We start from the raw sequence: 15,312 nt of genomic DNA, 5'->3' as shown, positions 1-15,312 counted from the left end.
GAACAGATTTATGACCGCTTATAACACCATCGCCTTCGATCCGTCGCGCTGCGAACTGTGCAACGACTGCAATGCCTGCATGACCGCCTGTTCCCAGATCAAGGCAGGTACCGACGACCTGCTGCATTCACGGATCAAGATTGTCGCCGGCTTCAACGGCAACCCTCCGGAACTGGCCCTGTGCCGTCAATGCGGCGACCCGGAGTGCACCAAGAGCTGCCCCTCCACCGCCCTGACCAAGAACCCGGAGACCGGCCTGATCGACTGGGACGAGAGTCTCTGTATCGACTGCCTGCTCTGCACCGTCGGCTGTACCTACGGCGGCATCACCTACAACGCCGAACTGAAGCATGTGGCCAAGTGCGATCATTGCGATGGCGACCCGGCCTGCGTCAAGGCGTGCCCGAGCGGCGCGCTGACCTATATCACCTCGGCCAGTATTTTCAACGAGCAGCATGAGCGGGAAGACCTGTTCGTACCCGGGCTCTCCGCCTGTCAGGGCTGCAACTCCGAGATGATCATGCGCCACTCGTTGCGCAAGGTGGGACCCGACACGGTGCTGGCCACCCCGCCCGGCTGCATCCCCGGCATGGGTTCGGTCGGATTCAACGGCACCACCGGCACCAAGGTCCCGGTATTCCATCCGCTGCTGACCAACACTGCTTCGATGCTGGCGGGGGTGAAAAAGCAGTACAACCGCATGGGCCGCAATGTCACCGCCATGGCACTGGCCGGCGATGGCGGAGCCGGTGACGTGGGCTTCCAGTCGCTCTCCGGTGCGGCCGAGCGCAATGATCAGATCCTGTTTATCTGTGTCGATAACGAAGGCTACATGAACACCGGCATGCAGGCGTCCGGCAGCACCTCCTACGGCTCCTGGACCACCACCACGCCGGTGGGCACCGAGATGAAAGGCAAGCGCACCAGCCAGAAAAATCTCGCCATGATCATGATGAACCACAACTGCGAGTACGTGGCCACCGCCTCTACCGCCTTCGTTGAGGACTATTATGAAAAACTGGACAAGGCACTGGCCGCCTCCGAACGCGGCTTTGCCTATCTGCACATCTACTCTCCCTGTCCCACCGGCTGGCGCTTCCCGTCGTCCCAGACCATCGAGGTCTGCCGCAAGGGCGTGGAGACCAACTTTGCTCCCCTCTGGGAGTATGAGCGGGGGGGTGAACTGCGCTTCACCCACTCCATCGATAACCCCCTGCCGGTCGAGGCTTATCTGAACCTGAGTGGCAAGTACCGCCATGTGAGCAAAGAGCAGTTGGCTCACATACAGGAGCAGGTCAATGAACGGGTAAAATCCCTAAAACGCTTTGCCGGACTAAACTAAAAAATACAACGAGGAGTGTGACACCATGTCAGATACTGGTGCCGATAATTATTATTTTGATCAAGAAGCCGAATGCATGCCGCGTGAGCAGTTGTTGCAACTGCAGTTGCAGCGACTGAAGACACGCCTGCAGCACGCCTATGACAACGTCCCGCACTATCGGGAGGCGTTCGATGCACAGGGTGTGAAGCCTCATGACCTGGAAAACCTGGAAGATCTCGCCAAGTTTCCCTTCACGGTAAAGAACGATCTGCGCGACGCCTACCCGTTCAACATGTTCGCCGTGCCCCGGGAACAGATCTCCCGGCTGCACGCCTCTTCCGGCACCACCGGCAAGCCGACCGTGGTTGGTTACACCGATGGGGACATCAAAAACTGGGCCGACCTGATGGCACGCAGCATCTCCTGTGCCGGCGCCCGCCCCGGCGACATTGTGCACAACGCCTATGGTTACGGCCTGTTCACCGGCGGGCTGGGCGCCCATTACGGTGCCGAGCGGCTGAAGTGCACCGTCACCCCCATGTCCGGTGGCAATACCGAGAAGCAGATTGCGGTGATGAGCGATTTTGGCTCCCACGTACTGCTCTCCACCCCCTCCTACGCCCTCAACATTGCCGAGGTGGCCAGGAGTGAGGGCGTGGACCTGGCGGCCGGACCACTGCGCGTGGGTATATTCGGTGCCGAGCCCTGGAGCGACGAGATTCGTGGCGAGCTGGAGAAACAGCTTGGCGTGAAGGCGATGGATATCTATGGCCTGTCCGAGATCATGGGCCCGGGCGTGGCCTGCGAATGTACCGAGCAGAACGGCCTGCACGGCTGGGAGGATCACTTCCTGTTCGAGATCGTCGATCCCGAAACGCTGCAACCCCTGCCCTATGGCGAGGTGGGCGAACTGGTGATCACCACCCTGACCAAGGAAGCGCTGCCGATCATCCGCTACCGTACTCACGACATCACCAAGCTGACCGATGAGCCGTGCAGCTGCGGCCGCTCCCATGTGCGCATCCTGCGCGTCACCGGTCGCAACGACGACATGATGATCATCCGCGGCGTCAACGTCTATCCGTCACAGATCGAGTCGGTGCTGGTGAGTGTTGCCGGCGTGGCGCCCCACTACCAGCTAGTGATCCAGCGTGAGGGCATCATGGACACCCTGAGCGTAGATATCGAGCCGGAACCCGATTTCATCGGTGACAGAAAGGCGCTCGGCGCGGAAGTGAAACACCACATCAAGTCGATGATCGGCGTGACCTGTACAGTCAACGTACTGGATACCGGCGAGGTTCCCCGTTCCCAGGGCAAGGCCATTCGGGTTCGCGATCTGCGAAAAAAATAGGAGGCACTCGTGAGCTTTTGTCACAGCTGTAGTCACTGGCGTTATGAGGAGAACGTCGTCCTGCGCAACGAGCATGAGCAGGAAGGGTTCGGCGTTTGCGAACTGTTCGAGCAGATGCGCTCAAATCCGCTGCGCGCCCTGGTGCGCACCGATGATGAATTCGCCGGGATACAGATGCGTGGCGAGTTCGGTTGCAATCTGTTTCAACAGAAGTAGCGATTCAAAACGGATCGGCGCCCGCAGGGCGTCCGCAGGGCGGACCAGCTCCGCCACCGAAAGGTCGGGGTCGGCGTTGACTCCGCCCCTCGGGTAAACATGGATCAACAGCGGCTTCCGGCAAAGGGAGCTACACAGGGAGTGGGCGTATGCAGGCAACGGAGGCCTGTACACGCCCGGCCCGCCTGCTGCCGAATCGGTAACAGGAGAATGTCAGAGGATATGTCATGAATACCAGAGATCGCGTCGACGCATTGCTGAACCGCCTGCATGATGCACCCCAGTACCCCACTCAGGGAGCTGTACTGTTCGTGGATCTGGAGCGGCGCAGCCACCGCAAGGCCTATCTGCCGAAGGAGGTGTTGACCACCTTCCTCAGCGGCCGCGGTGCCAACATGTACCTGCTCTACAATCTGCTCGCAACCGAGCAGGCGGAACCGCTCAAACCTCTCGATCCACAGGTACCGTTGATCTTCGGCAGCGGGGTCTTCACCGGCTACATGGCCTCCGCCACCCGGGGCAATGTCACCAGCCTCTCTCCGGAGAGTGACGCCATCCTCGACAGTAATGTCGGCGACTATTTCCCCGCTTTCATGCGCCACCACGGTTATGACCACCTGGTAGTTTATGGGCGCAACCCGCAGTGGACCCTGTTGAAGATCTCATTCGACGACGTGCAGTTCCTTGATGCCACCCCCTACCTCGGGATGGACAACCTGGACGTTACCGAGGCGATCGAGCGAGATTTCGAACGCACCGAGCGCAAGGACATGGCCCTGGCGCGTATCACCAGCGCCGGCGAGAACCTGGCCCTGAGTGCCGGCATCATGGGTGGTATCAAGGCGATCTGGGCGCGTGGCGGCCCCGGCGCCAAGATGGGCTCACTGGGTCTCAAGGCGATCATGATCGATGGCGCGCCGGGCAAGATCGCCACCTCCAAGGAGTTCAAGCTGGGAGCCAAGGAGATCAGCAACAAGGTGATCAGCACCAGCGTGATTCACAACGCACTGAAGACCGTTGGCACCCCGTTTCTGTACAAGCCAAGCCGTATCCTTGGTGCCATCGGCACCAAGAACAACCAGGAGAACACCTGGGTGGAGGACCTGGACGCCGACAATTTCGACGGCTACCGCACCGGCATGGACGGTTGTTACAAGTGCCCGGTGAAGTGCCGGCCGTTGAACGACATGACTCCCGGCGCCAAGGGTGGCTTTGGCGCCAACGCGCTGAAAGGCGTGACCGGCAACGCCAGCTACGATACCTCGCAGGCGGAGGTGCAGCATGAACACACCGCCAGCTACCAGGGTATCAAGGGCGACGGGGTATTCGACCGGTACGACAAGGGCGATGGTCCGGAATATGTCACCGTCGGCAAGTTCGGCCCCAACATTGGCATCACGGAACCGGAAAAGGTGCTGCGGCTGAACAACATCCTCAACGACCTGGGACTCGACTCCTCCGGTACCGGAGGCGCCATCGGTTGGGCCATGGAGCTCTACCAGCGCGGCGTTATCGACCAGACCATTACCGGCGGCCTTGACCTGAGCTGGGGCAACTATGAGGCGGTAGAAAAACTGCTGTTCATGCTGGCCCGGCGCGAAGGCTTCGGTGACGTGGTGGCCGATTCCAGCCAGGCGGTGGCCACCGGCAAGTATCCGCCCGAGGCACTGGACTATCGCATGACCGTTAAGGGGCTGTTCCAGTCCGACCCCCATGACAGCCGCATCCTCAAGGCGTTTGCCCTGGGGCTGGCGGTAGCGACCCGCGGCATGGATCACCTGCGCAACCGGGTCACCCTGGAGATCAACGCCCGTATCAACGACGACGCCGAGTTCAAGACCGCCCTGTATGGCGGCAAGGTCTCCGCGGAACCGAATCAGTACGGCGGCAAGGAGTACGCGGTACGCCGCTGCGAGGATACCTTCGCGGTCGGCGACTCGGTAGGCATGTGCCGCTTTACCACCAAGCTGTTCAACTCGCCGTCCCTGACCGGTACCGAGGAGTTTGCGCAGCAGCTCAAGTTGCTGACCGGGATCGAGATGAGCAGCGACGACCTGCTCAACAGCGGTCGCAACGTGATCGCCGTGGAGCGCATGATCAATGCCCTGCGCGGTCTCACCGATGCCGACGACACCCTGCCCAGACGCTGGTTCGAGGAACCCAACAGCGCCGGCCCATTCAGCGGCGAAAAGATTGATCAGCAGGCGTTCGATGAGATGAAACAGCGTTTCTACGAAGTTTCCGGCTTCGAACCGGATGGACTGCCCAGCAGCGACTGGTGGGACAGCCTCTCCCAGGTGCTGACCGGTTACAGCCTGAAGGTAAATCTGCCGAAACTGCCCGGGGTCAAACGCAACAGCCTAGTCATCAACCGGCCGGTGAAAGATATCCGGGAGCTGAGGCAGCGCCTGAAAAACAGCCTGCCGCAGGCGGCTGAGGCGCTGGGCGACAGTTCGTTCGGTATCTCCATCAACGATCATCTGGTAGTCGCCTCTGAACAGGGAATGACCCTGCACAATGGCGACGAAGTGAGTCTGGTACCGATGCTGGCGGGGGGGTAAATATATAGACAGAAATCAATGTGGAAAAGGTACAAATATCAGTATCATGGTAATATCAGGCTGGAGAGGTTACTCATAGGAACGTGAAGGCATGACCGAGACAATCAACCCCCCCACAGGGGAAGACGCAGGTATTGAAGAGCTCACCGAAGTGGTCGGCTCTCGGGTGCGTTCCGTGCGTTCGCGGCGCGGGCTGACACGCAAGAACCTGGCCTTTCATTCGGACGTCTCGGAGCGTTATCTGGCCCAGCTGGAACGCGGCACCGCCAATGTCTCACTGGCCCTGCTATCACGTATCGCCAACGCTCTCGGGGTACGTATCGGCTCACTGCTACCTGAGCAGGAAGAGACCTGCATCAAGTACCCGCCGCTCGGCGAGTTGATCGATACCTTCACTCCCGAGATACAGGAGAAGGCGTTCAAGCTGTTGCGTAACGCCTTCTCGCCTGGCCAGGGCGTCTATCGCGGCGTAGCCCTGATCGGGATGCGCGGCAGTGGCAAAAGTACCCTGGGTGAACTGCTGGCAAAGCATTTCCAGGTGCCGTTCATCCGCTTGCAGAACGTGACCTCACGACTGGCGGGGATGGACATAGGCGAGTTGATCTCCCTCACCGGCCAGGGCAACTACCGCCGGCTGGAGCTGCAGGCGCTGCAGCAGACCATTACCGACTATCGGCACGTGGTGCTGGAGACCGGCGGCAGTCTGATCTCCGAGGCGGAGACCTTCCGGATGCTGCGGGAGCACTTCTACACCATCTGGGTGCGTGCGCTACCGGAGGATCACATGAACCGTGTCATTGAACAGGGTGACATGCGTCCGATGGCAGGCAGCCAGCAGGCGATGGATGATCTGAAACTGATATTGGATGAACGGGAAGCGGACTACCGTCTGGCGAATTTCGAGATCATGACCTCGGGCCAGACCATCGAGCAGAGTCTCGAAGTGCTGATTCAGCAGTGCGCGCCCTACTTGCAGGGCAACTGACCGGCCAGCGTTCGTTTTGCTACCCGGCCGGCCCGACCGGCTACACCTGCCTTTTCCCACACTGAATTCCCATAGCCAAGCCATACCGGCAGGAGGCCCACGTCCGGGCCGAAATCGCCGTGGTCCGAGACAATTGCTGTAGGAGGCCCGCCCCGGGCCGATGCGACCACGAAACGTTCGCGACGGGGGCGTCGCTTCTACAGGCCGACGGATCACTGAACAACATTGGACAACCAACATTCAACCAAAGGAGCATAAACATGCCCGAAGCCTTTATCTGCGATGCCATCCGCACCCCGATCGGTCGCTATGGCGGCACCCTCGCTGCCCTGCGCACTGACGATCTTGCCGCCCTGCCGGTCCAGGCGCTGATGGAGCGCAATCCTGATGTCGACTGGTATCAGCTGGACGATCTGCTCTACGGCTGCGCCAATCAGGCAGGCGAGGATAACCGCAACGTGGCACGCATGACCGCCCTGCTGGCCGGCCTGCCCGATGCCGTGCCCGGCGGCACCCTGAACCGGCTTTGCGGTTCCGGCATGGATGCGGTAGGCACAGCCGCCCGCGCCATCAAGAGCGGCGAGGCGGAATTGATGATTGCCGGCGGTGTGGAATCCATGTCCCGCGCCCCGTTCGTCATGGGCAAGGCGGAGAGCGCCTTCTCGCGCCAGGCGGAGATTTTCGACACCACCATCGGCTGGCGCTTCATCAACAGGAAAATGAAGGAGATGTACGGTGTCGATTCGATGCCCGAAACCGCCGAGAATCTGGCAGTCGAGTTCGGCATCAGTCGCGAGGATCAGGATGCCTTCGCCCTGCGCTCCCAGCAACTCACCGGCGCCGCCCAGGAAGCGGGTCGGCTGGCCGAAGAGATCATCCCTGTCACCCTTCCCCAACGCAAGGGCGACCCGGTCATCTTCAGTCAGGACGAACACGCCCGGCCCCAGACCCGGATCGATCAGCTGACGAAACTGCGCCCCATCGTCCATCCCGAGGGGAGCGTCACCGCCGGTAACGCCTCGGGCGTCAATGACGGTGCATGTGCACTGCTGATCGCCTCCGAACAGGCGGCCCGGCAACAGGGGCTGACACCCCGCGCCCGCATCCTCGGCATGGCCACCGCCGGTGTTCCGCCGCGCACCATGGGCTTTGGCCCGGCACCCGCGAGCGAAAAGCTGCTGAAACGGCTCGGACTGACCCTGGACCAGATGGATGTCATCGAACTCAACGAGGCGTTTGCCGCCCAGGCCCTGGCGGTGACACGGCACCTGGGACTGGCCGATGACGACGCGCGCATCAATCCCAATGGCGGCGCGATCGCCCTGGGACACCCTCTTGGCATGAGCGGCGCACGCCTGCTCACCACCGCCACTTACCAGCTGCATCGCAGCGGGGGCCGCTATGCCCTCTGCACCATGTGCATAGGCGTTGGCCAGGGCATAGCCGTGGTGATTGAGCGGGTTTGATGCCACCCAGCGCTAAAAACGACCTGTAGGAGGCCCGCCCCGGGCCGATATGCCGCGACACAATCGCGGCTGAAGCCGCTCCTACGGCCAATGACAGACACAGATCACTATCAGGAACAGCACTATGACAAACAACACCCCCGACCTGGACGGCATCACCGCCCTGCTGCAGACCCGCACCGGCGACGGCCACCAGACCCTGCACGACGCCGACCTGCGGCAGTTGCTAGAGATGGCCGGCCTGCCGCTGGCCAGTGTCGAACCCGGCACCGGCATTGAGCTCTCCCTCGCTATCCGTAACACCCGCGAATTCGGCATGGTGATCAGCGCCGGGCTGGGTGGCGAGACCGGCGAACTGCTGGCCAGCGCCCTGCGTAAGGGCCAGGGCGGCGTCAGTGCCGCCGCCGACCTGACCAGCGGTGAAGATCTGCTGCAGGCATTCAAGGCGACCATCGCCTATCGCAAACTGGAAGGAAAGGTAGACGACCAGAACCTGAGCGACTGCTTCACCGCCTTCATCAGCCTGGCCCGACACTACGCCCCGACCAACCCGGACGCCCCGTTCGTGCTGGAGTGCCTGGAACTCAACCCGTTCAGCTTTATCGATAACCGGATCGCCCTCGGTGAGGGCGTCTGCGAGTACAGCCGTCCCACCCCGGTGCCGGCTCCGCGCCCGGTAAAGAAAATCGGCAAGATGCTGCATCCAAAATCGATCGGCATTATCGGTGTCTCCGGCAGCAAGATGAACTTCGGTCGCATCATCCTCAAGAATATTCTGGCCAGTGGCTACCCGGCTTCGCAGATCACCATCATCCGCCCCAACGAGGATGAGATCGACGGCGTCAAATGCGCCGAGAGCCTCGCCTCCCTGGAGCACAAGCTGGACCTGTTCGTGGTTGCCATTGCCGCCGACGCGGTCTACGACCTGGTGGACGAGGTGATCGCCACCAACGCCGCCGAGGCGGTGATGCTGATCCCCGGCGGACTGGGCGAGACCACCGCCAGTCGGGAACCGGCGGCGGCCATGATGAAACGCATCAACGAGGCGCATCACAGCGAGGACGGCGGCCCGGTTTTCCTCGGCGGCAACTGCCTCGGCATCGTTTCCCATCCCGGTGAGTACGACACCTGGTTTATCCCCAAGAACCGCCTGCCCCAGGGGCAAAAGAAGGCGCAACGCAACTCGGCCCTGATCAGCCAGAGCGGCGCCTTCATGATCACCCGTATCAGCCATAATCCCTGGCTCGACCCCGCCTACATGACCGCGCTGGGCAACCAGAACGACCTCACCCACGGCGACATGGTCAACTATTTCGCCGAGCTGGACGGCATAGACACCATCGGCGTCTACGCCGAGGGCTTCCGCGACCTGGATGGCCTGCACTTCGCCAAGGGCGTGCGCAAGGCGGTGCTGAAGGGCAAGCAAGTGGTGCTCTACAAGGCGGGCCGCTCCGAGTTCGGCGCCAACGCCACCATGGGCCACACCGCCTCGATCGCAGGAGACTTCGCACTGCTGGAAGCGGTGATCACCCAGGCCGGCGGCATGGTCTGCGACGACTTCGACCGCTTCAACGACCTGTTCTACATAGCCGACTGCCTGCACGACAAGACCATCGGCGGTAACCGGCTGGGCGCAGTCAGCGGCGCCGGCTTCGAGGCCGTGGGTATGGCCGACAACGTTCAGTCGGACAACTTCTCACTCGAAGTGGCCGCCCTCTCGGCCGAGACCGAGACCCGCATCGGCGAGATCCTGAAAGCGAAACGGTTGGACGCCCTGATGGAGATCCGTAACCCGATGGACATCAACCCAGGCGCCGACGACGAAGCGCACCTGCAGTGTGCCGGGGCGATGGCAAAGGATCCCAATATCGACGCCGTGGTGGTGGGACTCGATCCCATGTCACCCGTGATGCGCACTCTGGTGGAGAACAAGCTGCGCCCCGGCTATGACCTGGGTGACGAGCAGAGCATCGCCCACCAGATGCCGAAGATGGTCGCTGCACTGGACAAGCCGCTGATCGGCATTGTCGATGGCGGCGAACTCTACGAACCCCTGGTGGCAAAAATGAAAGACCAGGGCGTCTGCGTGTTCCGTTCCTGCGGCGCCGGCGTCAAGGCGCTGTCCAGCTACACCCGGGCACGGCTGCGGGCGGAGGAGATCCGGAAGCGGTTTGGTTGACAGGTGTCGGGATCGGTCGTTTGGCCGGTCCCGAGCTGTCCCCTCGGCAGCAGCCCATTGCCCCATAACAGTCCGCTAAAAATCATCAACCGGACTGTTAACCCCCAGACCGCCCTTCTTCACCACGTGGGTATAGATCTCGGTTGTTTTCAAATCGGCATGACCCAAGAGTTCCTGAATGGTTCGGAGATCGTAACCCTTCTCCAGCAACCGGGTGGCAAAGCTGTGTCGAAACGTGTGGCTGGAGCATTGACGGGGAATTCCGGCACAGCGTACTGCATCACGCACCTGTCGCTGCAGCGTTCTGTCAATTATGTGGTGCCGGCGCTTCAATCCCGAGCGGGGGTCGATCGATGGCTGTTTCGCGGGAAAAAATAATTGGGGTCAGATGAAAAACACAATGGGGCTATTTTAGCGCTCTGCATTGTGAAATCCGTGGGCGCTTGTCATTTTAATAAATCGTCTATCGAAAGATAAAAATGAAAACACCATTGGGGTCAGATGAAAAACCCAATACCGCACTTTTGGTCCCTTGATGCCAGGTTGCAGGGCGCCATACATATCCTATTCTTAAGGGTAGCGCAGCTAACGACTCACGCAGTTGCCCGGGAAACCTGGGGTTACAGATAGATTGTTCAACCGCGACAAGGAGGTTCGATGCCATGCAGGATATGCAGCAGGCCGTACTCAACCTGATCCCGCTCATCTATCAAGCTGCTGGAGATGATGAGGCTTGGCGCAACGTCATAACGGCAATCTGTCAAACCGTCGGTGCAGACCAGGGATTGTTCGTTCACCACAACTCATCCATACGCCAGACAAATCTGGAGTGCTGCATCAACCTGGAAGAGCGGTATGCACAGGAGTATGACGCTTACTACCAGTACATCAACCCATATATCTCCATCCACCCGTCGCTACTGCCTAACCCCGGTACGCTGGGTTTGCTAGCTGATCTGATCCCCGATAAAGAGGTGGAGAAGGGTGAATTCTTCAATGATCATGTGTCACCACAAGGTTTAACGGTTCGGAATGCCATCCGAATCACCTTACAAAAAACGGGACAGGTACATTCAACTATCGCTCTACACTATGCCAAGGATAAGCGACATTTGGATCCGGCAAGTCGATTGAGGTTCTGCGAACTCATACTTCCTCACCTGCAAACCGCGTTACAGCTGCACACAAAAATTTCTCATATAGATGCGCGACTTGACCGGCTATCCAGAGTTGTCGACACGGTTCTTCAAGGCGTTGTACTTCTGGATATCTCTGGCCAGGTACTGGAAATCAATGATGCAGCAAGAGTGATGCTTGAACGGGCAGATGGACTGCATCTCAGAAATCATGAGCTCCACACCATGCTTCCCGGCGAGGATACTGCGCTCTATAGACTTATCAATGGCATATGCAAAACGATTCAGGGTGAAGCCATCACCCATGGCCGGTCCTTTCCTGTTCTCCGCCCATCAGGAAAACGCCCCTTTGAATTGCTGATTGCACCAGCCTATGAACAAACAAATATCAATAGTAAGCGTGATAATGCGGTTGTTATTTTTATTCATGATCCTGATGCCGCTAGTGAATCCAGGGAGGAATTGATCCGACACCGCTACAACTTGACGGTGTCGGAAACCAAGGTAACGATCATGCTGGTTCAGGGTTATACCGGCAAGGAGATTGCCGATGCCATGAAAATTTCTCGTGAAACCTTGAAATCTCACTTGAAACATATTTTCAAAAAAACCAACACCCACCGACAAAGCGAACTCATTTCAGTGGTGATGCGCAGCTTTCCATCCTGAAGAACCGACACAGGCTTATCAATTCAAGACTTCGGACGGAACAAAACTAAAGATGCAATGCCTTGCGCATATAGCCCAAGCTCTCACCGGTCTATTCTCGCCATCGTGAGAATTGCCGATCGATCAGTGACACCTTCGAAATTGCCAAGAACTTGGTGTCTGCCGATACCGATCGACACATGCTGGATGAGTGCAATCTTGGCGCACGGTTAATTGTGCCGCTTACGCTGACCGTCTCTTCTTTTCATAATCCGGCATTGCCCATATCCCCCGTTCGGGGGAGACGACCCGTTTTACATGTTAATCATGGCAATAGATATAAGTTATTGATTTATATTACATGGCCCGATACTTGCTTATCTCTATGCGACGTTACTGGGCTTTTGGCCGTTTGCCGTGCCTCTTCAAAGTAATCGGTCACATGGATTAAGAATATGCACAAGGAACTTCATACCCCATTGAATGGAACTTTGGCTGTTGGCGCTTCAATTTTACTACCTCGCCAAGCTGGGGCCTTTAAAGGGAGGTGATGCCGATGAAGACCACATACTTAGGGTTGCTGATTTTTATATTCCCGCAATTTGCACCATGCGCTGAGTCTGGGAGTATTTGGACACCCCTGGTACAAGATTACTTCATGGATATTCTGCTCGATTTTGGACCAACCGACACTTCTGCCATCACTGTTAAGACAAGTGACTTGCTGATTGACGACCTGGAGAAACTGATTGTTTATCAGGACGCCATATTTGCCGATAAGGCAATAAGTCCCATCGATGTTTATGACGTCAGTTTCAATCTGCAAGGCAACCCAATCAAATGCACGGGTTTTATCGTCAAAAGGACAGATGACATCAACCGGATCAAAAACAAAAAAACTGTTGAACGGGCTCGCCTGGTTTTATTGGGAAACTGCCAAAATCTCGCTACACGGGAAAAGGTGTCGATAAACATTTCCAAGTATGTGATTTTTCCACGGAAATTGGCATTTGGAGCCACAACCGGCTACGAGCGTTATCGCTCGGTAAAAAATATAAACACCAACGACAAGATCCTGGCATGTGTATCAAATGACAGTAATCCTCTGACTCAAGGCCCGCGCCATATAGTGGCTGTATATAACACGGCAGATGAGTATATTCTCGGTTGGGAGAGTGAGAGTTCTTCCATAGATCAGCGGAAAGCAGAATACCCCGTAAAAATCAACGATTACCATGATTCGGGAACAATCGAAGATATCAAAGACACCATCCAGTTCTTTCAGGGGCATGACGGGCGTGGTCAAATAGTTTTTGACAAGGATGACTGTGAGTTTCACGCCGCCGACCACCAGGACCTCATCTATCTGCAATGCTATATCGGGAAACAGGACCGGTTTCATCCACCTGTTTCGCAAATCAATGCCGAGATCGTGATGAAAAAAATCCGTGACGCTCGTTATCTGCGTGGAAACAGCACACCTGAAACCAAAAGCTACGACTATATTTCAACAGAAGTGTCCATATCATTTGTAACGACTCCCGCTTCCGGTGGAAAAAGATTTTCAACGGGTTTTGAATTCAGAAACAGTTATCCTGATTCGGCGGATGCGAACAGGGAATGCTATATCAGGGTGCCGGTAAAATCTGGATTGGCGGGGCAAATTCAATCAAAAAAGCAGATAGGACAAAATTGACTGGGAAACACCGAGAAAATTCGAGAACCACAACCTGACACGAATATTCAGGGTCACCCATTAGCCGCCTTTAGTCAACGGAGCGAGGGTTTCTCTGACGAGACGCCGCCCCGGTAGATGATGAGACCACCGATGGCGCGTCTGCTTTTTCATCTCTTGGGAGGGCCAAAACGTGCATTGGAGCCAGTTATGGCTAGGTAGTCTGTTGAATCTTTATGCGGTGTGGTTATGTCGACCGCTGAGGTAACAACGGCCTTCATCATTCATTTAACTACCCAGGTTTCCGCGCCAACATGGTCGCAAACTGCAATTGCGCGCCATTGTGCATGGTACCTAAATCTTCATTGTACTTAATCAGCTCCCACCCCGCGTAAGCCTCACGCAACTGCCCTGCTTTCAGGGTAAAAGCGAAGGGGACTGGGCATGGGTGTTCTTCAGTGCTCATGGCGCAAACAATCAGGTTATAACCGCCGGGCAGAGTATGCTCTTGCATATCGGCAATAACAGCATCAACACGAGTTGGGTCGAGAAACATTAAGGTTACGGTGCTGGCAATAAAGCCATAATCCACACCAAGCCCGGCATTATTGATGTCGTACACCTGCGCCTTAATGTTGGCTATCCCCTCTTCGCTCACAATCTGCTGCAGCATATCGATAGCGCTGGGGTTGTTGTCTACTGCGATCACGTTAAAGCCAAGCTGGTTGAGATATAAGGCATTGCGTCCATTGGAACAGCCCATATCCAAGGCATTGCATGGCTCAATAATTTTGCACGCCTCTACCACTTCACTATGCGCAGGATTTAAGCCGTAACGGCTATTTAGGTCAACTGTCATGGCAACCACTTAGTTTTTGAAATGAGGACCTGTATGTTACTACTTTTTAGGCGCAGTTAAATGGCAATAGCCAAAGCTATTAACAAAAATTGGGGTCGGATGAGAAACCCAATATCGCACACGCAGGTCCATGAATAGTTTTTCATTTGACCCCATATTTTGCCATACTTTGGTTTGTATGATCCTTGTCCATCCGGATCAGTACATTGCGAATATTCTGCCGGTGGATGATTTTGCTGGTCTTACCCGATTCTTCGATGGGATTTTAACAGGTGCCTGAGAATCAAAGGCCTAATCCTGCTTATGATCAAACGCTCCTTAAATTGAGAAAACCATGCACCCGATATCTGACATATGGGACGAACACAAGGCGCGTTTACGCGCTTACGTGGTCAGACGCGTACCTGAACCGGACGTGGTGGATGATATCCTCCAAGAGGTATTTATTAAGGCGTATGAAAACCTCCATTCACTGCGGGTGCGCGGTAGCGTCGCACCGTGGTTGTATCGGATCGCATCAAACGTCATCGCCGATCACTACCGATCGCAGAAACCCTGGACTGAACTGCCGGAGGAATTGACCGCCCCGGAACGGGAGCGCGACCCGGTAGAGGAACTGGCTAGCTGTCTCCAGCCGCTTATTGACGACCTGCCGGAGACCTACCGCTTGGCCCTGACGCTGTCCGAGATTGAGGGGTTATCCCAAAAGGAGGTAGCAACGCACCTTGGACTCTCCTATTCCGGAGCGAAATCGAGGATACAGCGGGGCCGTGACCAATTACGGCAGCGCTTGCACGACTGTTGCGTGATCGAAACCGGACAAAACGGCGTCGTCGACTATGAGCCGCGTCAAAAAGAGTGCAATGGACGGTGCTCGTGAATTTTGCGTCTTTTTTGCTATGTCTCCGT

The 15,312-nt window shown here is 57.2% G+C and carries 13 protein-coding genes; 11 read left to right on the top strand and 2 right to left on the bottom strand.

Going from position 1 to position 15,312, the window contains the following annotated elements; translation table 11 throughout:
- Positions 1 to 10: 10 nt before the first annotated feature.
- From padI to ACHZBF_RS00815, 7 genes are all read left to right on the top strand, one after another.
- Complete coding sequence (gene padI, locus ACHZBF_RS00845) at positions 11 to 1,342, top strand: NADH-dependent phenylglyoxylate dehydrogenase subunit beta (protein WP_029134212.1); 1,332 nt, start codon at positions 11 to 13, stop codon at positions 1,340 to 1,342.
- 25 nt (positions 1,343 to 1,367) lie between these two features.
- Positions 1,368 to 2,678, top strand: coding sequence for a phenylacetate--CoA ligase family protein (locus ACHZBF_RS00840; protein ID WP_321527418.1), 1,311 nt, complete (start codon positions 1,368 to 1,370; stop codon positions 2,676 to 2,678).
- A gap of 9 nt (positions 2,679 to 2,687) precedes the next feature.
- Positions 2,688 to 2,894, top strand: a complete 207-nt coding sequence (locus ACHZBF_RS00835) for a hypothetical protein (protein ID WP_029134210.1) — start codon at positions 2,688 to 2,690, stop codon at positions 2,892 to 2,894.
- A gap of 227 nt (positions 2,895 to 3,121) precedes the next feature.
- Complete coding sequence (locus tag ACHZBF_RS00830) at positions 3,122 to 5,455, top strand: aldehyde ferredoxin oxidoreductase C-terminal domain-containing protein (protein ID WP_321527417.1); 2,334 nt, start codon at positions 3,122 to 3,124, stop codon at positions 5,453 to 5,455.
- Positions 5,456 to 5,546: 91 nt separating this feature from the next.
- Positions 5,547 to 6,440: a helix-turn-helix transcriptional regulator gene (locus ACHZBF_RS00825; RefSeq protein WP_051302451.1), complete on the top strand. Its 894-nt coding sequence runs from the start codon at positions 5,547 to 5,549 to the stop codon at positions 6,438 to 6,440.
- A 260-nt stretch (positions 6,441 to 6,700) separates the two neighbouring features.
- Positions 6,701 to 7,906 (top strand): 3-oxoadipyl-CoA thiolase, encoded by a 1,206-nt coding sequence (gene pcaF, locus ACHZBF_RS00820; RefSeq protein ID WP_321527416.1) that lies wholly within the window; start codon positions 6,701 to 6,703, stop codon positions 7,904 to 7,906.
- A 124-nt stretch (positions 7,907 to 8,030) separates the two neighbouring features.
- Positions 8,031 to 10,085 carry a CoA-binding protein gene (locus ACHZBF_RS00815; RefSeq protein ID WP_321527415.1) on the top strand — a complete coding sequence of 685 codons (2,055 nt, stop codon included), beginning with the start codon at positions 8,031 to 8,033 and terminating at the stop codon, positions 10,083 to 10,085.
- Positions 10,086 to 10,160: 75 nt separating this feature from the next.
- Here the strand turns inward: ACHZBF_RS00815 and ACHZBF_RS00810 are convergent, their stop codons facing one another.
- A complete protein-coding gene (locus ACHZBF_RS00810; protein WP_321527414.1) occupies positions 10,161 to 10,418 on the bottom strand; it encodes a tyrosine-type recombinase/integrase in 258 nt (85 codons plus the stop codon).
- 329 nt (positions 10,419 to 10,747) lie between these two features.
- Between ACHZBF_RS00810 and ACHZBF_RS00805 the strand changes: the two genes are divergently transcribed.
- Both ACHZBF_RS00805 and ACHZBF_RS00800 read left to right on the top strand, forming a co-directional pair.
- A complete protein-coding gene (locus ACHZBF_RS00805; protein ID WP_029134207.1) occupies positions 10,748 to 11,890 on the top strand; it encodes a helix-turn-helix transcriptional regulator in 1,143 nt (380 codons plus the stop codon).
- Positions 11,891 to 12,425: 535 nt separating this feature from the next.
- Entirely contained in the window at positions 12,426 to 13,565 is a 1,140-nt protein-coding gene (locus ACHZBF_RS00800) for a hypothetical protein (RefSeq protein ID WP_157606840.1), read from the top strand.
- A gap of 271 nt (positions 13,566 to 13,836) precedes the next feature.
- Here the strand turns inward: ACHZBF_RS00800 and tehB are convergent, their stop codons facing one another.
- On the bottom strand, positions 13,837 to 14,403 hold the full coding sequence (gene tehB / locus ACHZBF_RS00795; protein WP_029134205.1) for a tellurite resistance methyltransferase TehB: 567 nt from the start codon (positions 14,401 to 14,403) through the stop codon (positions 13,837 to 13,839).
- A 130-nt stretch (positions 14,404 to 14,533) separates the two neighbouring features.
- Here tehB and ACHZBF_RS19745 point away from each other — a divergent pair, with 130 nt between their 5' ends.
- Both ACHZBF_RS19745 and sigZ read left to right on the top strand, forming a co-directional pair.
- Entirely contained in the window at positions 14,534 to 14,683 is a 150-nt protein-coding gene (locus ACHZBF_RS19745) for a hypothetical protein (protein WP_435685527.1), read from the top strand.
- Between the two features lie 54 nt (positions 14,684 to 14,737).
- A complete protein-coding gene (gene sigZ, locus ACHZBF_RS00790; RefSeq protein ID WP_321527413.1) occupies positions 14,738 to 15,283 on the top strand; it encodes an RNA polymerase sigma factor SigZ in 546 nt (181 codons plus the stop codon).
- Positions 15,284 to 15,312 lie beyond the last annotated feature (29 nt).

This window comes from Sedimenticola selenatireducens (assembly GCF_963675335.2).
Lineage (GTDB): Bacteria > Pseudomonadota > Gammaproteobacteria > Chromatiales > Chromatiaceae > Sedimenticola > Sedimenticola selenatireducens.
This window is presented reverse-complemented; position numbering and strand designations above follow the sequence as displayed.

Coding starts and splice junctions, on each gene's coding strand:
- ACHZBF_RS00800 (WP_157606840.1), top strand. CDS start 12,426: ATGAAGACCACATACTTAGGGTTGCTGATTTTTATATTCCCGCAATTT.
- tehB (WP_029134205.1), bottom strand. CDS start 14,403: ATGACAGTTGACCTAAATAGCCGTTACGGCTTAAATCCTGCGCATAGT.
- ACHZBF_RS00815 (WP_321527415.1), top strand. CDS start 8,031: ATGACAAACAACACCCCCGACCTGGACGGCATCACCGCCCTGCTGCAG.
- ACHZBF_RS19745 (WP_435685527.1), top strand. CDS start 14,534: ATGAATAGTTTTTCATTTGACCCCATATTTTGCCATACTTTGGTTTGT.
- ACHZBF_RS00840 (WP_321527418.1), top strand. CDS start 1,368: ATGTCAGATACTGGTGCCGATAATTATTATTTTGATCAAGAAGCCGAA.
- ACHZBF_RS00830 (WP_321527417.1), top strand. CDS start 3,122: ATGAATACCAGAGATCGCGTCGACGCATTGCTGAACCGCCTGCATGAT.
- ACHZBF_RS00805 (WP_029134207.1), top strand. CDS start 10,748: ATGCAGGATATGCAGCAGGCCGTACTCAACCTGATCCCGCTCATCTAT.
- ACHZBF_RS00825 (WP_051302451.1), top strand. CDS start 5,547: ATGACCGAGACAATCAACCCCCCCACAGGGGAAGACGCAGGTATTGAA.
- pcaF (WP_321527416.1), top strand. CDS start 6,701: ATGCCCGAAGCCTTTATCTGCGATGCCATCCGCACCCCGATCGGTCGC.
- sigZ (WP_321527413.1), top strand. CDS start 14,738: ATGCACCCGATATCTGACATATGGGACGAACACAAGGCGCGTTTACGC.
- padI (WP_029134212.1), top strand. CDS start 11: ATGACCGCTTATAACACCATCGCCTTCGATCCGTCGCGCTGCGAACTG.